The following is a 17,323-nucleotide window of genomic DNA, read 5'->3' as shown; positions in this document are numbered from 1 at the left end:
TTGCGGGCGAAGGCCCGTTCCTTGCGCGATGACGCCGACGGACTCCGGTCCCGCGCATCTGCGCTCGTGACGCAAGCCGGAGGCCTGGCGTCGTCGTCCAAGGCGGCTGACGCCGTGCGCGCTCGGGTGCAGGACGCCGGCGCCGACCTCGGCAAGAAGGCGCAGTTGCTCGACGAAGCCGCAGCCGCGCTCGAATCGCATGCCAAGGCCGTCGACGCCGTCAAAGCACAGATCGCCGAAGCCGAACGCGTGGCGCGCGACCTCTGGAACCAGGCATCGAACCTGGTCGCCAACGTCGTCAACACTGTCAAGGACGTGGCGAGCCACGCGGTGGACGGACTGATGAACGTCATCGGAGCTGCCGTATCAGGCAAGCCCGACGAGGTCCGTGTCTCGGTGCACGAGCTCGGCGGTCAGATCGTGTCGGACGGGCAGGTCGCGAGCGCCCGCGCTTTCATCGCGCAAGTCCCCGCACCGCCGGCCTCGGGGTCGAAGGACTGGATCGACGTCCGCGGTGCCGCCGTCCGGAACGGCGTCGGATGAGCGCCGCGCCCTCGACCGACGTCGTCGACTGGGAGCTGTCGATCGACGAGCTCCGAGCAGTGCGCGAGCACCTGCCCGGCCTGGTCCTGCCGTCCTTCGTGCCTGATGGCGCTCCCGCCGAGGTTCCCGTTGACCCACTCCTCGAACGTGGGATGCTCGTCCGTGAACCGGTGGCCGGGGTCGCCTCGTGGGCCGACGCGCTCGACCGGTCCTTCCTGCTCACGCTCGCGTTGCAGAACGCCGCCTCGATCGTCGTCCAGGTCAGTGCATGGCATCCGGGCGGTGCGATTGCCCACTCCACGGTCATCGAGAAGTCTGCGGCCTCGCACCTCACCGTGCGGACGAGCACCGGCGAGCACGACGGCCGGGCCACCGTGCAGGGAACTGTCATCGACCAGGCATGGTCGACGCTTGCCGGTCTCATCCCGCACCTCGAGGTCGTGTGGCAGATCACGGGCTCAGCGACGATCAGCACCGTTGCCTCACAAGCAGTGGTCGACGCTGCCGCCCGACGCGATCCTGCGGTGCTCGCTGCAGTCGTCAACGAGCTGCACGTGCCAGCCGACGCAGTAGAACTGTTCCGCGGTCTCGCCCACCCGGTCCAGCACGGTTTCCGTGTGAAGGCGTTCACCGCCGAACTGGGCGCGGTCTTCGTCGCCGACTGGTTCGGGACGGCGAACGGCTGGCTCCGGATGAGCGTCGGGCTCCGTAGCGATGCGCGCGGGCAGGAAGTGACGCCGGAACTCATCACCGACGCCGGGACGGTCACCGTCACGGCGCAGACCCAGGACGAGATCGGGACGGAACTGCTCGGCCTCATAGCCGGTCTAATCAAGGAACGCGATGTCTGACGGGATCAAGGTCGACTTCGCTGAGATCGACCGGATGTCAACGGCCATCAAGAACCTCAACTCGTTTGCGGCGCCGCTCATCCCGAAGATCGGGGCGCTGTCGGTGGACGGCGATCTCCTCGCGTCGGCGATCCTCTCGCCGGGCACCGCGGCGGCTGCCGAGGGAGCGGTGCTGAACGCGTCAGCGCAGCTGGGACTCACCGTGGTCTCAACCGAGGCATTGGTGCTCATTACGGCGTCGCTGTCGAAGGTGTATCTGGCGGCGGAGGCCGGGCTTGCTGCCTCTGCGGCTACGCTCAAATTCGGAGCGACCATAACTGAATGGACGCTCGGCGAGGCAACGACGGTCGTCGGCCTCGCCGTGAAGACTGCGACCTACGGATCGATCGCCATCGTGGCACTCGCGCACGAAGCTATCGCCAGCGGTTTGGTGACGGACGTCGCGCGCGTCGCACTCAAGTCCATCGCCGAAGCGTGGCTGACTGCGGTGCAGTCCGAAGGAACCTTGCCAGAGCAACTCGCCGTCTTCGCGTCCGCAACTGCAGCCAATTTCGATAAGAACTTCGCGGCGGCGCTCCCCGGTCTGAGTCCGAAGATCGCCGGTGTCGAGCAGTCGGCTCTGGGCGATCTTCGTCGCTTCGGAAGCTATGACAACTTGCTCGCGACGCTCATCGCCGACGGGAACCGTTTCGGATTGTTCGAAGATGGCACCCCACGATTCGTTGACGATGCCATCAGTGAGCACCAGCTCGACCGTCGGCGCGAGACCGCGTTTGGTGACAGCGTGGCCCAGACAGGACTCGAGCTCCGCGCTGATGCTCACGGCAATGTTGTTCCGACCGACGTCGCTTCGCTCTTTGCTAGTTCAAGTCAGATCGATCTGATGGGCCAGCAGGACTTCGGTAACATTCGGATCATAAGAGTCGTCGGTGAGGATGGCGTAGTGCGCTACACGGTCCAGGTGCCGAGTACGCAGAGTTGGGACCCAGATGCAGGCGCTATCCCGAACGATCTCACCTCTGACGTGCATGCCATGCGCTACGGTACCGACACTGCGCTCTCCACTGCAGTCTTCGAAGCGATGAAGAAAGCAGGAATCACGGATGAGCCGGTGATGATGACCGGATTCAGTCTCGGCGGTATCACGGCCGGAGCGATCGCGGCAGATCCTCACGGGTACAATGTTCAGCAGGTCGTGACCGCGGGATCGCCCATTGGTGCGATGGATATCCCGACCTCCACCCGGGTCACCGCGTTCGAGTCGACGTCAGACCCGATTGCGCCGCTCGATGGCACTGCGAACCCAGATCAATGGACGACCGTCTCGGGGATGGCACCGAGCAAACTCGGCGAGACTGATCCACCGACCGTCGCAAATGCTCACGATGCCAACCGGTATGCTGTGATGGCATCGCAAGATCCGGCGGTAAATAATGACGCGGCTATCGGGCAGTTTCTCGGTGGGCGTGGGAAGACGACGACGGTCACGGACTACCAGGTGCAGAGGCAGTGATGGTGCGACGCAGGAACGCGATCTTTTCGGCGCTGGCCGTTTCAATTGTGTTGGTGATGTTGGCAGGAGGCTGCGCGATGAACCATTCAGATGAGCCGCAGCATACCGCGAGTGGCGGGCAGTCCCTGTCGAGTGCAAAGGAAGAACTCGCTCACAAATCCGGGTTACGGGACACTGGTATCGAGGTAGACACGAGTTATTCGGGTGCGAGCAAGCGGAGCCTGATCACCGTTGAGGCTACGGTGTCTGACGAGGCGCAGATACCACAAGTCATTGACTACTTGGCACAGGTCGGTTGGTCGATCAATGAAGTTGAACCAGATACCGGCATATTCGTGCGGATCCGCTTCACGCCGCAGCCGATCATCGGGAAGGTTGCACAGACGAATGGTTGGACCACGGCAACCTATTCGTCCGCTACGGACGGCTTGAAGCAGCTCGTCGTGCTTCCGAAAGCGGCGGTAAGTCAGCGCTTCGGTAACTGGCCTGGACCAGCGCCAAAGCCTTAGGTTGTGACGGCCGGCGCGCCGATCGGTCTCCGGGACGGGCGCAATCCGCGTGACGTCGGCTTTGATCACGTCGACTGCTTCGATGACCCTCCGAGTTGAGAGTCCGCGTCCTACGAATCGAGGGAAGGCTCAATGGCTCGGCTCGATGGAGTGAGCAAGTCGAACAGGCCCGGCTAAACGACGGTGTCAGGTGCTGCATCCGCACGTCATGGCCACGGCGGTCAGGAGGCCTTCGCAACTGCTGACGACGCTTCTCGTTGTGCGATCCGGGCGTCCCGGGACAGCGAATCAAATATTCGGTCCGGCGCGGCCGATTCTTTAGACGGTAAGCAGACGATACAGGACTACAAGGTGGTACGTGATGAGCAGAAGTAACGCGAAACTACTGCTACGCGCCGGGGTGCTTGTACTCGCCTGCGGGCTGATGGCCGGCTGCAGTGCGTCGGCGAAAGGTCAAGACACCGAGAGTGCCGAGCGCCACCTCCGCTCACTCTCCGGAGTCGAATCCGCCAAAGTGGCAATCACGAAGAACACATCTGGCATGACCATCACCAACTCCAATAGAGCTTTGATCATTCTCGAGATGAGACCGAGTGCACGACTCACGGATGCTGACCTCGCCTTCATCCTGCAGACTGGCTGGTCACTTCGCGCGAGCAGGGAGCTTGCAGCCGGGGTGAGTGTCGGTATCGAGGGCAATTCGGTCATCGACCTTGGCCGAATGCTGGAGAAAGATGGGTGGGTGGAAGATGGGCAGCCGCTTCCAGAGAAAAATCTCGCGAACGTGTCGTCTCGACTTCTCGAGGATCGGTTCGGCGATTGGCCTGCTGAAGCTCCGCCCTACAGTCGTCGGATGCCTTCCACGATTGGAGACTCGGAACAGACACGAACGGTGGGGGAGAACCGCGGCTGACCTTCGTTTGAGATCAAGACGGCGCGGTCGTCTTGAGTTCACGAGACGGCGGCGCGTCGATTGCGGTGACCTCTTTCTCCAAGTGCATGACGTTTTCCGATGACTTCGTTCCGGCTGGATCTTACTGAGTCCTCTCCGATCGAAAGCGGTGCAGTTGATCAATGCCGAACAAACTGCGACACGTCACACTTACGTCCACGATGGGGAGACTCATGCGAAGATCTTTGCCTGCGCTCCTCATCGACGCTGCCTCTCCGTGCTTCACGCTGCCGGATGACTTCGATCTTCCGCGCCGCTATTGAGCCTCGACTGTCGCGCATGATGAAAAGAAGCAGTGTCATGAGGTTCCTCTGCGCGGGAGCGCTACTCACCGTCGCCGTCCTCCTCCTCGGGGCATGCGCGTCCAACGAGGATCTCTCGACCGATCCGGACACTCGACTCGCGGCAGCGAAGCGTATGACGCAGATCGCCGAATCGAAGGCGATCGCGCTCCTGCCGGACGAGGGCGTCGCCCGTACTGAACAGCTGGAGCGCGGCACTCTGCTCAGCTGTTCGAACGGGTACCAGTGGTCGGGTGCCGTCACGGCACGGCTGAAGCGCGGGGTCTTCGGCAGTGCAGCGCAGCAAGACCTGGCGCGTTCCGCTGAAGCGCACGGGTTCACCGTCAGCCAGGATCGCCTTCTGACCGGCCGCCCGCGTTACGAGCTCATCGATTCGGCTGGTGTGCAGCTCCTGGTCACCGTCTTCGACGGCGGCACCGTGATCGACATCGATTCGGCGTCCCCTTGCATCCGGGTGCCGGACGATTTCCGGCCACCTGCCGAGTACTGACCCGATGCCCGGAACGACCGAACGAGGCCAACGCAATGCATCGGACGCCCGCAACGACAGCCAAGCCCTCCCGCCGCTCGCTCATCGCGTTCGGCGCCGCGAACCTGGCCGTCACCCTGTTCACTCGTTATGGAGGCGCCCTGCCCTTCGGCTGGTCCGGTGGCTTCGCCGTGTTCTTCTTCTGCGTCACCGCGATCGTCGGCCTGAACATCTGCACCATCGTCTGCTTGGTCAGGACCTGGCCCGCCTACCGCGTGGTGTGGGTCGTCGTGTGTATCGCGGAGATCTGGTGCATCGCTCAGGTGGTCCTCCTGGTCGTCATCGTCCTGTGGGCCTTCGGCGCCGTCCGCTGACCACCGCAGGCACCCCGTCGTCTCGGGGGACACCGGCCTCGGCTGGCACGGGGCATCGCAGCGCATCCTCGGACCATGACCGACCGGACCAACGCCGACAGCCCCACCCTCCCGGGCGGCACCTACCGCCTCGCCGACGACCTCGAGCTGACTCGCTTCGGCTACGGCGCGATGCAGCTCGCCGGACCGAACGTGTTCGGCCCGCCGAAAGACCACGACGAAGCCGTCCGGGTCCTCCGAGCGGTGGCGGACGCCGGCATCACCCACATCGACACCGCGGACTTCTACGGCCCGCACGTGACGAACGAGCTCATCCGCGAGGCACTCCACCCGTACCCGGACGACCTGCACATCGTGACGAAGGTCGGGACGCGCCGCGATGGCAAGGGGCGGTGGCCGCAGGCGCGCCAGCCCGAGCAACTGGTGGAGCAGGTGCACGACAACCTCCGGACCCTCGGGCTGGAGCATTTGGAGGTCGTCAACCTGCGGGTCGGCGGGTTCGACGCTCCGGAGCCGGGCAGCCTCGCACCGCAGTTCGAGGCCCTCGCCGAGCTGCAACAGCAGGGACTCATCCGGCACCTGGGCCTCTCGACGGTGACGGCCGAACAGCTCGCGGAGGCGCAGGGCATCGCACCGGTCGTGTGCGTGCAGAACATGTTCAACGTGGCCCGTCGCGAGGACGAAGCACTCGTGGAGGCGACGGCGGAGCAGGGCATCGCCTACGTGCCGTACTTCCCGCTGGGCGGCTTCTCGCCGATCGAGTACGCCACGCTCGACGCCGTCGCGGAGCGGTTGCACGTGTCGCGGCTGACGGTGGCGCTCTCGTGGCTGCTCAAGCGGTCGCCGAACATCCTGCTCATCGCGGGGACGTCGTCGGTCGAGCACCTGCACGAGAACATCGCCTCGGCGGCGTTCGATCTCCCTGCCGACGCCGTCGCGGAACTGGAAGCGCTCGGCGCCGCCTGACACGGGAGCGGCAGCGGCAGCGGCAGCGCTAGCGGCAAGGGGCCGGACAGCCGAGATGGCTAGACGGCGCCCCCAGCCCCAGCGGCCTCAGCCCTCCCCAGCCTCAGCCCACGGTCGCCAAGGCGAACGGCAGCACCGCCGACGCCCCGGCCCGCCGAAGTTCCCGCCCCGCCACCGTCATGGTCCAGCGGCTGTCGACGAGGTCGTCCACCAGCAGCACCGGCCCCTCGTGTGCCTGCAGCGCAGCGGCCAGCCCGGGATCGACCACGAAGGTGTCCCACACCCCGGACAGTCGGTACGCACTGTTCGTCGCACCGTCGCCGCGGGGCGTCCCGCCAGACCGGCCGACCGTCCCGAGGAACTGCAACCGTCCGATCGAGGCGATCGCCTCCGCGACCGAGGCGACGAGGGACGGCCGAGACCGCGAGGACATCGCCACGACGCCCGTCGGTCGCTCGGCCCACGGCCAGTCCTTGAGTGCTCGGACGCAGCCGTCGACGAGCTCCTTCGAGACGGGACCGTCCGGCGTCGAGGCGGCGAAGAGCGCGCGGAGCGGCCCACCCCACCCGAGGTCGGTGAGCCGGGCCACGGCCCGGCCTGGCTCGACCAGTTCGTCCGCGCTGATCTTGCCGCGCACGGGCACCCCGAGCGCGCCCATGCCCGACGGCCACTGGGCCCGCGGTGCGATCTCGACGCCGACCTTGTCGAGTGCGGCAGCGGCGCCGGAGGCGTCGGTGGTCGACACCTCGGTCGGGTACCAGACGCCCGCGCAGTTGTCGCAGCGGCCGCAGGGTTCGGCGGAGGGGTCGTCCAGGTCCTGCTGGAGCAGCTGCATCCGGCACGCCGAGGTCGACTCGTACGCGAGCATCGACGCCGCCTCGGCAGCACGGGCCGCGGCGACCCGCTCGTACCGCGGCGCGTCGTACTCCCACCGCTGCCCGGTGGCGACCCAGCCGCCGGTGACCCGCTGCACGGCGCCGTCGACGTCGAGCACCTTCAGCAGGAGTTCGAGGGTCGACCGCTTGATGTCGACGAGCCCCTCGAGCGCGACGGTGGAGAGCGCGGAACCGGCCGTGGACAGGGCGTCGAGCACGGCGGCGGCGCGCGACTCGGTCGGCATCGAGGCGCTGGCGAAGTACTGCCAGATCTCCTGGTCCTCGCGTCCGGGCAGCAGCAGGACGTCGGCGTTGTCGGTCGCACGACCCGCACGACCGATCTGCTGGTAGTAGGCCACGGGGGAGGAGGGCGCGCCCACGTGCACGACGAACCCGAGGTCCGGCTTGTCGAAGCCCATGCCGAGCGCGCTCGTCGCCACGAGCGCCTTCAGCTCGTTGCCCTTGAGCTGCTGCTCGAGCTGTTCGCGCTCGTCGGTGTCGGTGCGGCCGGTGTATGCCCGCACGGCGTAGCCGTTGTCCCGCAGCAGACGAGCGATGTCCTCGGCGGCGGAGACCGTCAGCGTGTAGATGATGCCGCTGCCCGGGAGATCGCCGAGGTGCGCCAGCAGCCACCCCAGCCGCTGCCGGGCGTCGGGCAGCGTGAGCACCCCGAGCCGCAGCGACGCGCGCGCGAGCGACCCGCGGATCGTGAACACCGGGTCGTCCGGGCCGGCGGTCAGCTGTTCGGCGACGTCGTCGACCACGCGCTCGTTCGCCGTGGCGGTGGTCGCGAGGACGGGCACCCCGTGCGGCAGTGACCGGATGAGCTCGGCGAGCCGGCGGTAGTCGGGGCGGAAGTCGTGGCCCCAGTCGGAGATGCAGTGCGCCTCGTCCACGACGAGCATGCCCATGCGCGCGATCAGCGTCGGGAGCTGCTCGTCGCGGAACCGCGGGTTGTTCAGCCGCTCGGGGGAGACGAGCAGGACGTCCACGTCGTCGCGGGCGAGCGCAGCCTGGGTCTCGCCCCACTCATGTGCGTTCGCGGAGTTGATCGAGACGGCCCGCACGCCCGCGCGCGCGGCGGCGGCCACCTGGTCGCGCATCAGGGCCAGGAGTGGTGAGACGAGCACCGTCGGTCCGCCACCGCGACGGCGGAGCAGCAGCGTCGCGAGGAAGTACACCGCGGACTTGCCCCAGCCGGTGCGCTGCACCACGAGCGCGCGCTGCCGGTGCTCGACCAGTGCCGAGATCGCTTCGAGCTGGCCCGGGTGGAACACCGCGTCGGTGCGACCGGTGAGCGCAGCCAGCGCCTGCTGCGCCTCGGCGGCGATGTCCGCCGACGGCGGAGCGACGCCGGCAGGACGCGAGCCGACAGGCGGGGGTGCTGCGGGGGATTCCATGCCCCCATCGTGTCAGGAGCGACCGACGGAACGTGCCCCGTGCCTCCAGGCCGTGCAGAACGCGCGCACTGCGCGCACCTGTGCAGGACTCGCGCCGGCCCGGCCCGGCCCGGCCCGGAGCCGACCCGAAGCCGAAACCCGAGCCGAGCCGGAACCGGGCCCGCCCCGGTCCCCACCCTCACTGGTAGGTGATGAGCGCCGGACTCGGTTGCACGTCCCGCATGGTCTGCTCCGGGGTCAGCATCGGCTGGTCCTCGTCGAAGAAGTTCTTCCAGCCCCAGTGCACGCCGGCCGGAGCGTCCTCGTGCAGCGCGTTCCACGTCGACTGCTTGTCCGGCTGCGACCCCTGGCCGTCGACGTGGACGAGCAGGTCCAGCTCGGGGTGCTCGTCGAGCGACGACCGGTCCTGCACCATCGCGGACCGGAACTGGTGGAGCACGAGCGCCTTCGGCGGCAACCCCTCGGTCCGGACGAGGTCCGCGAGCCAGTCCGACACCCGGTTCACCTCCGCCGCGCTCACGCTCCCGATCTGCTGCAGCGGCACCTGGTCCTCCGTGAGTCGCCACTCCGGGTCGAGCGCGAGCCACACGCCGGGCTTCGACAGCAGCGACTCGTACCGACGGGCCTGGCTGAGGAAGTCCGACCGGCCCGGCTGCAGGTCGAGGATCACCGGCATCCCCGCGTCGTGTGCCGCGTCGACGTACGGCTCGAGCTCCGAGACGGGCAGCTCGGTCGAGTAGTCGCCGTCCGACCCCGGTGCACCGGCGGCGACGGTCGCGATGACCTCCATCGCGGGCGTCACCGGTTCGTCCGACACCGCGTCGTACCGGTGCGCCATCGCCGTCGCGCGGCGCACGGTCGCGTCCGGGCCCTGCTCGCCGAGTACGCCGAGCGCCGGCGTCCCGGGCGCTCCGTAGAGCGCGACGTAGCGGTGGCCGTCGAACGGACGCTGGCCGCCGTGCGGCAGCTGCCAGCCGCCTTCCGCTGCGCGGACCGTCCATCCCGGGTCCGGGAGGGCGTCGAACGCGCGTCCGACGAGGACGGTCGGGTGGTCAGCACGGTCGTGGAGGGCCGTCACGACGTCCGGCGCGGCGGCCGGGTCGGTGACGCCCGACGGCATCGACACGACACGAGCCCCGGCGGCGCGGGCGGTCGCGACGGCTGCGCGGTCCGAGCGGCGGTCCGCCACCACCACGGTGGCCGGCCTGGAGGCACGGCTCGCCCCGGGTGCGCCTGCCCGGTCCGGCGCCTCCCGCTGTTCCACGTCCGTGTCGAGCGACACGTCGCCCTCGGCCTGGTACCAGCGTGCGCCGAGGCGATCGAGTTCGCGGGCGACCCGCGCGTCGCTCGCGTTGCCCGCCCGCGAGCTCGTCGTGACGAGGAGGGGGACGTGTGCCCGCACCGCGGTCTCGGCCGCCGTGTTCACGGCGTCCGTGTCGTCGCCCGGCGCGACCACCGCGCCGGGAGCGGTGGCGAACAGGGCGCGACTCGCCCGGACCGCCCGCTCTGCGGCGTCCGGCTGGTCGACCACGGTCACCGTGTCGGAGGACGCGGCGGCGAGGGTCGCCCGTGGTCCGGACACGTCACCTCCCGTGCAGCCGGCGGCTCCGAACAGCAGACCGGCGGTCGTCAGGGCGATGGCGAGACGGCCGGAGCGGGAACGCATCCGGACACCCTACGAGTGCCGTCTCGACGGCGCGTGCACGGGCAGGGTCCGGCGTCCGCTATGCTGGTCGGGCTGCTCCGGACGGGGCAGTGGGGTCCGCTCGCCGGGCCTCGCGGGCTGTGGCGCAGCTTGGTAGCGCACTTGACTGGGGGTCAAGGGGTCGCAGGTTCAAATCCTGTCAGCCCGACCGCATTCGCAGACGGAGAAGCCCACCGACGACGAGTCGGTGGGCTTCTCTCGTCGAACCGGGATCCGGGCCGCCCGGCCGCAGCTCAGGGGCCTCAGTGACCGGAGCCGAGGTTGCCAGCGAGGCGCCCGTGGATCGCCTGGCTGGCGTCGTTCATCCCCCGGATCTCGACGCGCTTGCCGTGCTGGTGGTACTTCGTCTCGATGCCGTCGAGCGCGGCGACGGTGGAGGCGTCCCACACATGTGACCCGGTCATGTCGATGACCACGAGGTCCGGGTCGCCGGAGTAGTCGAACTGGGTGGTGAGGTCGTTCGAGGAGGCGAAGAACAGTTCGCCCTCGACGGTGTAGAGCGCGTGCTGCGCACCGTCCGGCAACGTCTCGATGCTGCGCGAGACGGTGGTGAAGTGGGAGACGCGGCGGGCGAAGACGATCATCGCGGCGACGACGCCGATGATGACGCCGACGGCGAGGTTGTCGGTGGCGACGACGATCACGACGGTGAGGACCATGACGACGGTCTCGCCGACGGGCATCCGCTTGAGGGTGGCGGGCTTGATGCTGTGCCAGTCGAAGGTGCCGACGGAGACCATCACCATGACGGCCACGAGGGCGGCCATCGGGATGATCGCGACGACGCCCCCGAGCCCGACGACGAGGACCAGCAGGAACACGCCGGACAGGAACGTCGAGATGCGGGTGCGGGCCCCGGAGGCCTTGACGTTGATCATCGTCTGGCCGATCATCGCGCAGCCACCCATCCCGCCGAACAGGCCGGAGGCGATGTTCGCGACACCCTGGCCGAGGGCTTCACGGGTCTTCCTGGAGCCGGTGTCGGTGACCTCGTCGACGAGCTTCGCCGTCATCAGCGACTCGAGGAGCCCGACGAGGGCCATCGCGAGCGCGTACGGGGCGATCGTCGTGAACGTCTCGAGGTTCAGCGGCACGTTCGGGATGAAGAAGGTCGGAAGGCTGTCCGGGAGCGTGCCCTCGTCGCCGACGGTCGGGATCGCGATCGACGCGAACACGGTCACCGAGGTCAGGACGACGATCGCGACGAGCGGTGCGGGGATCGCCTTCGTGAAGCGGGGCAGCAGGACGATGATCGCGATGCCGGCGGCGGCGATCGGCCAGACCAGCCAGGACACGCCGATGATGTTCGGCAGCTGCGCGGTGAAGATCAGGATCGCGAGTGCGTTGACGAACCCGACCATGACGGACCGGGGCACGAACCGCATCAGCTTCGCCGCCCCGAGTCCGCCGAGGATGAGCTGGAAGACGCCGCCGAGGAGGACGGTGGCGATGAGGTAGTCCAGGCCGTGCTCCTTGACGACAGGGGCGACGACGAGGGCGATCGCGCCGGTGGCCCCGGTGATCATCGCGGCGCGACCGCCGACGAACGCGATGACGACGGCCATCACGAACGCCGAGAACAGGCCGACGCGGGGGTCGACGCCGGCGATGATCGAGAACGAGATCGCCTCGGGGATCAGGGCGAGGGCGACGACGAGGCCGGCGAGGACCTCGCGGAGCAGGATCTTCGGGTTCCTGAGGGCGGACAGGACGGTGGGACTGTGGTGCGCCTGGACAGGTGTGGGCCGAGTGACGGTCGTCACGGTTCTCCTTCGGTGTGCTGGGGTGCGGGCGCTGCGCCCGCGAGTGCTGTTCGTGGGGCGCGTCATCGCGCACGGTCGGCGGCGACGGAGCGCTCGGCCGATCCCAACCCTTCCGCCGCGGAAGGGTTGCTCGGGTGTGACTCTAACGCAACGGAAGGGTTGCCGTGGATCTGGTGTGCTTGCGGGTGACGGGCCGGCGGCGTCGAGGTGCCGATCATCCGGGTCTGCACGGGTTGCTATGGTCGAACCCTGACACCACGGAAGGGTCTGTGGTCCGGTCGTGTACCGAGCCGGGCTCCCGGCGGGCCCCGTCGTGGTCACCACACCGGCGAGGTGCTGTACCTCGACCGGCCGACAGGGAGACGAGCACCGATGCGTTCGATCGTGTACACCAGCACCCAGACCCGTCCGATCACGGACACCGAGCTCGCGCAGATCCTCGCCGTCGGCCGGGAGAAGAACACCGCGCTCGGCGTGACCGGGATCCTCGCGCACAAGGGCGACAACTGCCTCGGGATCCTCGAGGGTGACGACGAGACCGTCGCTGCCCGGTTCGAGCAGGTGCGCCGTGATCCGCGGCACACGAACGTCCGGGTCCTCGCCGACGAGCCGATCGCACAGCGGTCGTTCCCGGACTGGTCGATGGCGTTCCAGCCGCTCGATCCGCTGATGCAGCAGGTCCCGGGCTTCCGCGACCTCTTCGCGTCCGGCCAGGCCCTCGACCCCGCAGCGGGGCTGACACGGGCCCGCGGGTTGCTGGAGTGGTTCCGCAAGCACCCGCTCGCCCCGCTCACGAGCCAGACCGCCGAAGCGGACGAAGCCCCGCGCACGCGCGCGATCAACGGCGCGATCACGGCGCTCCACGACGGCGGCATCGCCCGGTTCACCCTCGAGGACGCCGCAGCGAGGGCCGGGATGAGCGTGGCTGAACTGCGCGAGACGTTCCCGACGGAGCGGGTGCTGCTGGCGGCGACCGTGGAGCGGTGGACGCTCACGATCTCCGGGCCGCTGGCGCCCCTGATCGGCGAGCAGGGCACCGTCGCGTTCCTGCACGCGCTCCTCGCCGCGCACGCGGAGGAACCGGCGCTCATGGAACTGCTGGCGTGGAGTCTGGCGTCCGCGGCGGACCCGACCGTGGACGGTGCTGACTACTACCGGTCCACGTACCGACGGTTCCGGCAGGTGGTCCGGGACGGCCTCGCAGCAGACGTGCGGGAAGGCCGCGAGCCGGGCACGATGGACCCGCTCCGCGGTGCCGAGCAGCTCCTCGCCCTCTACGACGGGCTCCGCCTGCAGGCGTTGCTGACGAGCGACACGGACCTCGTCGACTCCTTCGACCGGGCGGCGACGCGGATGCGGCGCGGATGGTCCGAGCAGTACGAACAGCCCACCTACTGGGACATCCCCGTCGCCGGAGGCCGGTAGGAGCACTCGGACGGACACGCTGACCGGTGCCCTCGGGCGGGATCCCGCCGCAGACCTGCCATGATGCCGTCATGGAACCGACGACACCGCAGGACGACAGGTCGTCGTTCCGTCGCTTCCACGTCGAGTCGATCAGCGAGGACCGCAGCCCCGAGATCGACCGGACGTACGGCATCGCGGACGGTGTCGGTGCGACGCTCGAGGCCTACCGCTACGTCGGGGCCGGCGACGCGGACGTGTCGATGCGCGGCGCGGAGGTCGAGGGCACCCGTTCCGGTCGGCTCGACCCCCGCCCGGACCACATCGTGTTCTGGATCGCCGACGGCACCGCCACGGTCGAGGACGCCACGGACGGCTCCGTCCTGACCGCGGTCCCGGGCCACCCCGTCCTGCTCTCGGCGTCCGTGCCGTACCGGTTCACCGCGGACACCCGGAAGATCACGATGCTGCACCTGTCGGAACGCATCCTCCGACAGGCCCTCGCCCGACGAGGCCGCACCGTCCCCGGCGCGCTCGTGTTCGGGCAGCAGGCGGACATCGCCTCCGCACTCGGACCCCTCCGAGCGATCCTCCGCAACCGTGCCGCAGCGTTGTCCGACGAACAGGTCGACGGTGCCGGCCGCGCGGCGCTCAACGCCGAGATCGCCGCCTCGGTCGTCGAGGCGTTCCCGCTCGTCGTCCCGGACGCGGACGAGCGGAGGTCGGCGGCCGTCCTGGCCGCGCAGTGGATGCACGAGCACGCGGCCGAGCGGATCGCGCTCCGGGACGTCGCCGCCGCGGTCGGACTGAGCGAACGTGGACTGCAGAGTGCGTTCCGCCGCCGGTTCGACGAGACGCCGATGGAGCGGCTGCGCGCCGAACGGCTCGACGGCGCCCGCACCGACCTGCGCTTCGCGGCGCCGGGCACCCACGTGCGGGACATCGCCCGGCGGTGGCAGTTCGGGCACTTCGGGCGCTTCGCGGCGAACTACGCGGAACGCTTCGGGGAGTCGCCGAGCGAGACACTGCGCCGCACCCGGGAAGCCGCCGAGCGCGGAACGCCGCCCCGGACGTCGCCGTAGGATCGGGCAACGCGTCGCATCGACGGAGATGCGCGCGTCGCGATCACGGAGATGAGAGACCGGGATGACCGACACACAGCACAGCCAGCGCCGATCCCAGGCGACCGCCTCGGTGGCGGCGATCCTCGCCGAGTCGGCGAAGCGGTTCCCGGACGACGTCGCGGTCGTCGTGGGGGACCGCCGCACCACCTACGCCGACCTGTGGGCCCAGACGCTCGCGTACGCGGGCGCGCTCCGTGCCCGCGGCATCGAAGCGGGCTCGCGGGTCGCGATGCTCGTCCCGAACGTCGAGGACTTCCCCCGCGTCTACTACGCCACGCTCGCGCTCGGCGCCGTGGTCGTCCCCGTGCACGCGCTCCTGAAGCGGGGCGAGATCGAGTACGTGCTCCGCGACGCGCAGGCGTCACTCCTGGTGTGCGCGGCACCGCTGCTCACCGAGGGGGCCGCCGGCGCGGCACTCGCCGGGGTGGACGTCGTCACGGTCCTCGCCCCGGCAGGCGGAGCGGGCGGTCCGGGTGGAGCAGGCGAAGCAGGCGGAGCGGACGCGCCGGCGGGCGCGGCACCGGGCACGCGCGCCGCGCCCGACCGGTTCGAAGACCTCGCGCAGGAGTCGGAGCCGCTCGACACCTACGTCCCGCGCGATCCGTTCGACACCGCCACGATCCTCTACACGAGCGGCACGACCGGCCACCCGAAGGGCGCCGAGGGCTCGCACTTCGCCCTCCTCGAACAGGCGAACACGAACCTGCTCAGCACGTTCGACCTGCACCGGGGCGACGTCATGCTCGGCGCGTTGCCGCTGTTCCACACCTTCGGCCAGACCTGCACGATGAACACCGGCTTCCGGGTCGGCGCGACGATCGTGCTCCTGCCGAAGTTCGACGGCGACGGCGCCCTGGCCGCCATGGTCGAGCACGACACCCAGGTGTTCATGGGCGTGCCGACGATGTACATGGCGCTCCTCGACGCAGCCACCCGCACCGGGTCGAGGCCTCCGCTCCGCTACGCGATCTCCGGCGGCGCGTCCCTCCCGCTCGCCGTGCTCGAACGCTTCCAGCAGGTCTTCGACGCCCCGGTGCACGAGGGCTACGGCCTCACCGAGACGTCTCCGGTCGCGACGTTCAACCACGTCGGCACGACCCCTCGCCCGGGCACGATCGGCACCCCGGTGTGGGGCGTGGACGTCGAGATCGCCGACCCGGAGACCCAGGACCGCATCGTGATGCTGCCGCACGGGCAGATCGGGGAGCTCGTCATCCGCGGGCACAACCTCATGAACGGCTACCTCGACCGCCCTGAGGACACCGCGGCGGCGATCGTCGACGGCTGGTTCCGCACGGGCGACCTCGGCACGAAGGACGACGACGGGTACCTGACGATCGTCGACCGCACGAAGGACATGATCATCCGGAACGGCTACAACGTGTACCCGCGGCAGGTCGAGGAGGTCCTCGCGCGGCACCCCGACGTCGCCATGGCCGCCGTGTTCGGCACCCCGCACGAGCAGCACAGGCAGGAGGTCGAGGCGGCGGTCGTCCTCCGAACCGGGGCGACCGTGACCCCGCAGGAGTTGATCGAGCTCGTCGCGGGGGAGATCGCCGCGTACAAGTACCCGCGCGTGGTGCACGTCCTCGACGCACTCCCGCTCGGGCCGAGCGGCAAGGTCCTCAAGCGCGAGCTCGTGCAGCAGTTCAGTGCGAAGCCCGCGGTCACGACCGCCTGACCGGCGGACGACCGCCTGACCGGCGGACGACCGCCTGACCGGCGGACGACCGCCTGACCGGCGGTCGTCCGCGCGCCCGGACGCCCGGACGCCCGGACGCCCGGACGCCCGGCGACCTTGCGCCGGTCGCTGCGGCGTGTGACACTCGCCGCAGAGGGAAAACCGCCCGTCAGGGCGCACGGACACGGCACCGAACGGGCCGCTACTTCGCTACCACGAAGGAGTCCCCGGTGTCCGCCGAACCCACGTCGACCATGCCCGTCCGCCGCCCGGACCGCGCAGCACCAGCACGGCTCCGCGACGCCTGGCCGGCCTGTCCGCGGTGTTCCTGTTCGAGATGCTCGACAACGCCGTGCTCACCGTCGCGCTGCCCACCATCGGCCGCGAACTCCACACCTCGACCGTCGGCCTGCAGTGGGTCACCGGGGCCTACTCGGTCGTCTTCGGCGCCACCATGCTCCTGTTCGGCGCCGTCGCAGACCGCTTCGGACGCCGACGGGTCATGCTCGCGGGGCTGACGCTCCTCGCCGCGGCGAGCCTCGCCACCGCGGCCGTGCAGTCCCCGGCCGAACTCATCGCCGTCCGTGCCGCCACCGGGCTCGCGGCCGCGATGACGACACCCGGCTCGATGGCGCTCGCGTTCCGGCTCTTCGCACGCGAGGACCTCCGCATCCGCGCCCTCACCGTGATCTCGACGGCCGGGCTCGTCGGGTTCGCCGTCGGGCCGACCGCCGGCGGCTTCGCGCTCGCCGTCGTCCCGTGGCAGGCCCTGCTGCTCGTCAACGTGCCGGTCGCGCTCCTCGCCCTCGTCGGCATCCGGGTCGGCATCGCGGCTGACCGGCCGGACGATCTGCTTCCGCACCGCATCGACGTCGCCGTGGCGGTCCTCGGC

At 69.3% G+C, this 17,323-nt stretch carries 14 protein-coding genes, 1 tRNA gene and 1 pseudogene; 13 read left to right on the top strand and 3 right to left on the bottom strand.

The genetic code is table 11. The features are described 5' to 3' along the window. The first annotated feature begins 66 nt into the window (after positions 1–66). The 8 genes from IEY20_RS12460 (at position 67) to IEY20_RS12425 (ending at position 6,479) form a co-directional block, all read left to right on the top strand. Positions 67–543 carry a hypothetical protein gene (locus IEY20_RS12460; protein ID WP_175328220.1) on the top strand — a complete coding sequence of 159 codons (477 nt, stop codon included), beginning with the start codon at positions 67–69 and terminating at the stop codon, positions 541–543. Then, on the top strand, positions 540–1,394 hold the full coding sequence (locus tag IEY20_RS12455) for a hypothetical protein (RefSeq protein WP_175328219.1): 855 nt from the start codon (positions 540–542) through the stop codon (positions 1,392–1,394). The genes IEY20_RS12460 and IEY20_RS12455 overlap by 4 nt, the downstream gene beginning before the upstream one ends. Then, entirely contained in the window at positions 1,387–2,907 is a 1,521-nt protein-coding gene (locus IEY20_RS12450) for a hypothetical protein (protein ID WP_175328218.1), read from the top strand. Before IEY20_RS12455 ends, IEY20_RS12450 begins: the two co-directional genes overlap by 8 nt. After that, positions 2,907–3,416 carry a hypothetical protein gene (locus IEY20_RS12445; protein ID WP_188889185.1) on the top strand — a complete coding sequence of 170 codons (510 nt, stop codon included), beginning with the start codon at positions 2,907–2,909 and terminating at the stop codon, positions 3,414–3,416. The genes IEY20_RS12450 and IEY20_RS12445 overlap by 1 nt, the downstream gene beginning before the upstream one ends. Positions 3,417–3,957: 541 nt before the next feature. Continuing rightward, complete coding sequence (locus tag IEY20_RS12440) at positions 3,958–4,329, top strand: hypothetical protein (RefSeq protein ID WP_175328216.1); 372 nt, start codon at positions 3,958–3,960, stop codon at positions 4,327–4,329. A gap of 273 nt (positions 4,330–4,602) precedes the next feature. Further along, positions 4,603–5,160 carry a hypothetical protein gene (locus tag IEY20_RS12435; RefSeq protein WP_175328215.1) on the top strand — a complete coding sequence of 186 codons (558 nt, stop codon included), beginning with the start codon at positions 4,603–4,605 and terminating at the stop codon, positions 5,158–5,160. A gap of 35 nt (positions 5,161–5,195) precedes the next feature. Beyond that, the gene (locus IEY20_RS12430; RefSeq protein ID WP_175328214.1) at positions 5,196–5,513 is read left to right on the top strand and encodes a hypothetical protein; all 318 of its coding nucleotides are present in this window, start codon (positions 5,196–5,198) and stop codon (positions 5,511–5,513) included. A gap of 75 nt (positions 5,514–5,588) precedes the next feature. Further along, entirely contained in the window at positions 5,589–6,479 is an 891-nt protein-coding gene (locus IEY20_RS12425; RefSeq protein ID WP_175328213.1) for an oxidoreductase, read from the top strand. Between the two features lie 103 nt (positions 6,480–6,582). On the opposite strand, the gene IEY20_RS12420 is transcribed toward IEY20_RS12425, so the two are convergent. Next, the gene (locus tag IEY20_RS12420) at positions 6,583–8,754 is read right to left on the bottom strand and encodes a RecQ family ATP-dependent DNA helicase (protein ID WP_217504256.1); all 2,172 of its coding nucleotides are present in this window, start codon (positions 8,752–8,754) and stop codon (positions 6,583–6,585) included. Between the two features lie 178 nt (positions 8,755–8,932). Next, on the bottom strand, positions 8,933–10,420 hold the full coding sequence (locus IEY20_RS12415) for a hypothetical protein (protein WP_188889184.1): 1,488 nt from the start codon (positions 10,418–10,420) through the stop codon (positions 8,933–8,935). 113 nt (positions 10,421–10,533) lie between these two features. Here IEY20_RS12415 and IEY20_RS12410 point away from each other — a divergent pair. Then, positions 10,534–10,607, top strand: a tRNA-Pro gene (locus tag IEY20_RS12410). A gap of 94 nt (positions 10,608–10,701) precedes the next feature. Here the strand turns inward: IEY20_RS12410 and IEY20_RS12405 are convergent. Then, entirely contained in the window at positions 10,702–12,222 is a 1,521-nt protein-coding gene (locus tag IEY20_RS12405; RefSeq protein WP_229728042.1) for a SulP family inorganic anion transporter, read from the bottom strand. Positions 12,223–12,594: 372 nt separating this feature from the next. Here IEY20_RS12405 and IEY20_RS12400 point away from each other — a divergent pair, with 372 nt between their 5' ends. From IEY20_RS12400 to IEY20_RS17135, 4 genes and pseudogenes are all read left to right on the top strand, one after another. Then, the gene (locus tag IEY20_RS12400) at positions 12,595–13,647 is read left to right on the top strand and encodes a BLUF domain-containing protein (protein WP_022904593.1); all 1,053 of its coding nucleotides are present in this window, start codon (positions 12,595–12,597) and stop codon (positions 13,645–13,647) included. A gap of 71 nt (positions 13,648–13,718) precedes the next feature. After that, a complete protein-coding gene (locus tag IEY20_RS12395; protein ID WP_175328209.1) occupies positions 13,719–14,708 on the top strand; it encodes a helix-turn-helix transcriptional regulator in 990 nt (329 codons plus the stop codon). 64 nt (positions 14,709–14,772) lie between these two features. After that, entirely contained in the window at positions 14,773–16,431 is a 1,659-nt protein-coding gene (locus tag IEY20_RS12390; protein WP_188889182.1) for a long-chain-fatty-acid--CoA ligase, read from the top strand. Between the two features lie 337 nt (positions 16,432–16,768). Next, positions 16,769–17,305 (top strand): annotated as a pseudogene (locus tag IEY20_RS17135) (MFS transporter); the annotation flags it as partial. Positions 17,306–17,323: the final 18 nt, after the last annotated feature.

It is taken from the genome of Curtobacterium luteum (genome assembly GCF_014646995.1).
GTDB classification, from domain to species: Bacteria; Actinomycetota; Actinomycetes; order Actinomycetales; family Microbacteriaceae; genus Curtobacterium; species Curtobacterium luteum.
Note: the sequence above shows the minus strand (reverse complement) of the source record. Positions and strands in the feature narration are given on the sequence as shown.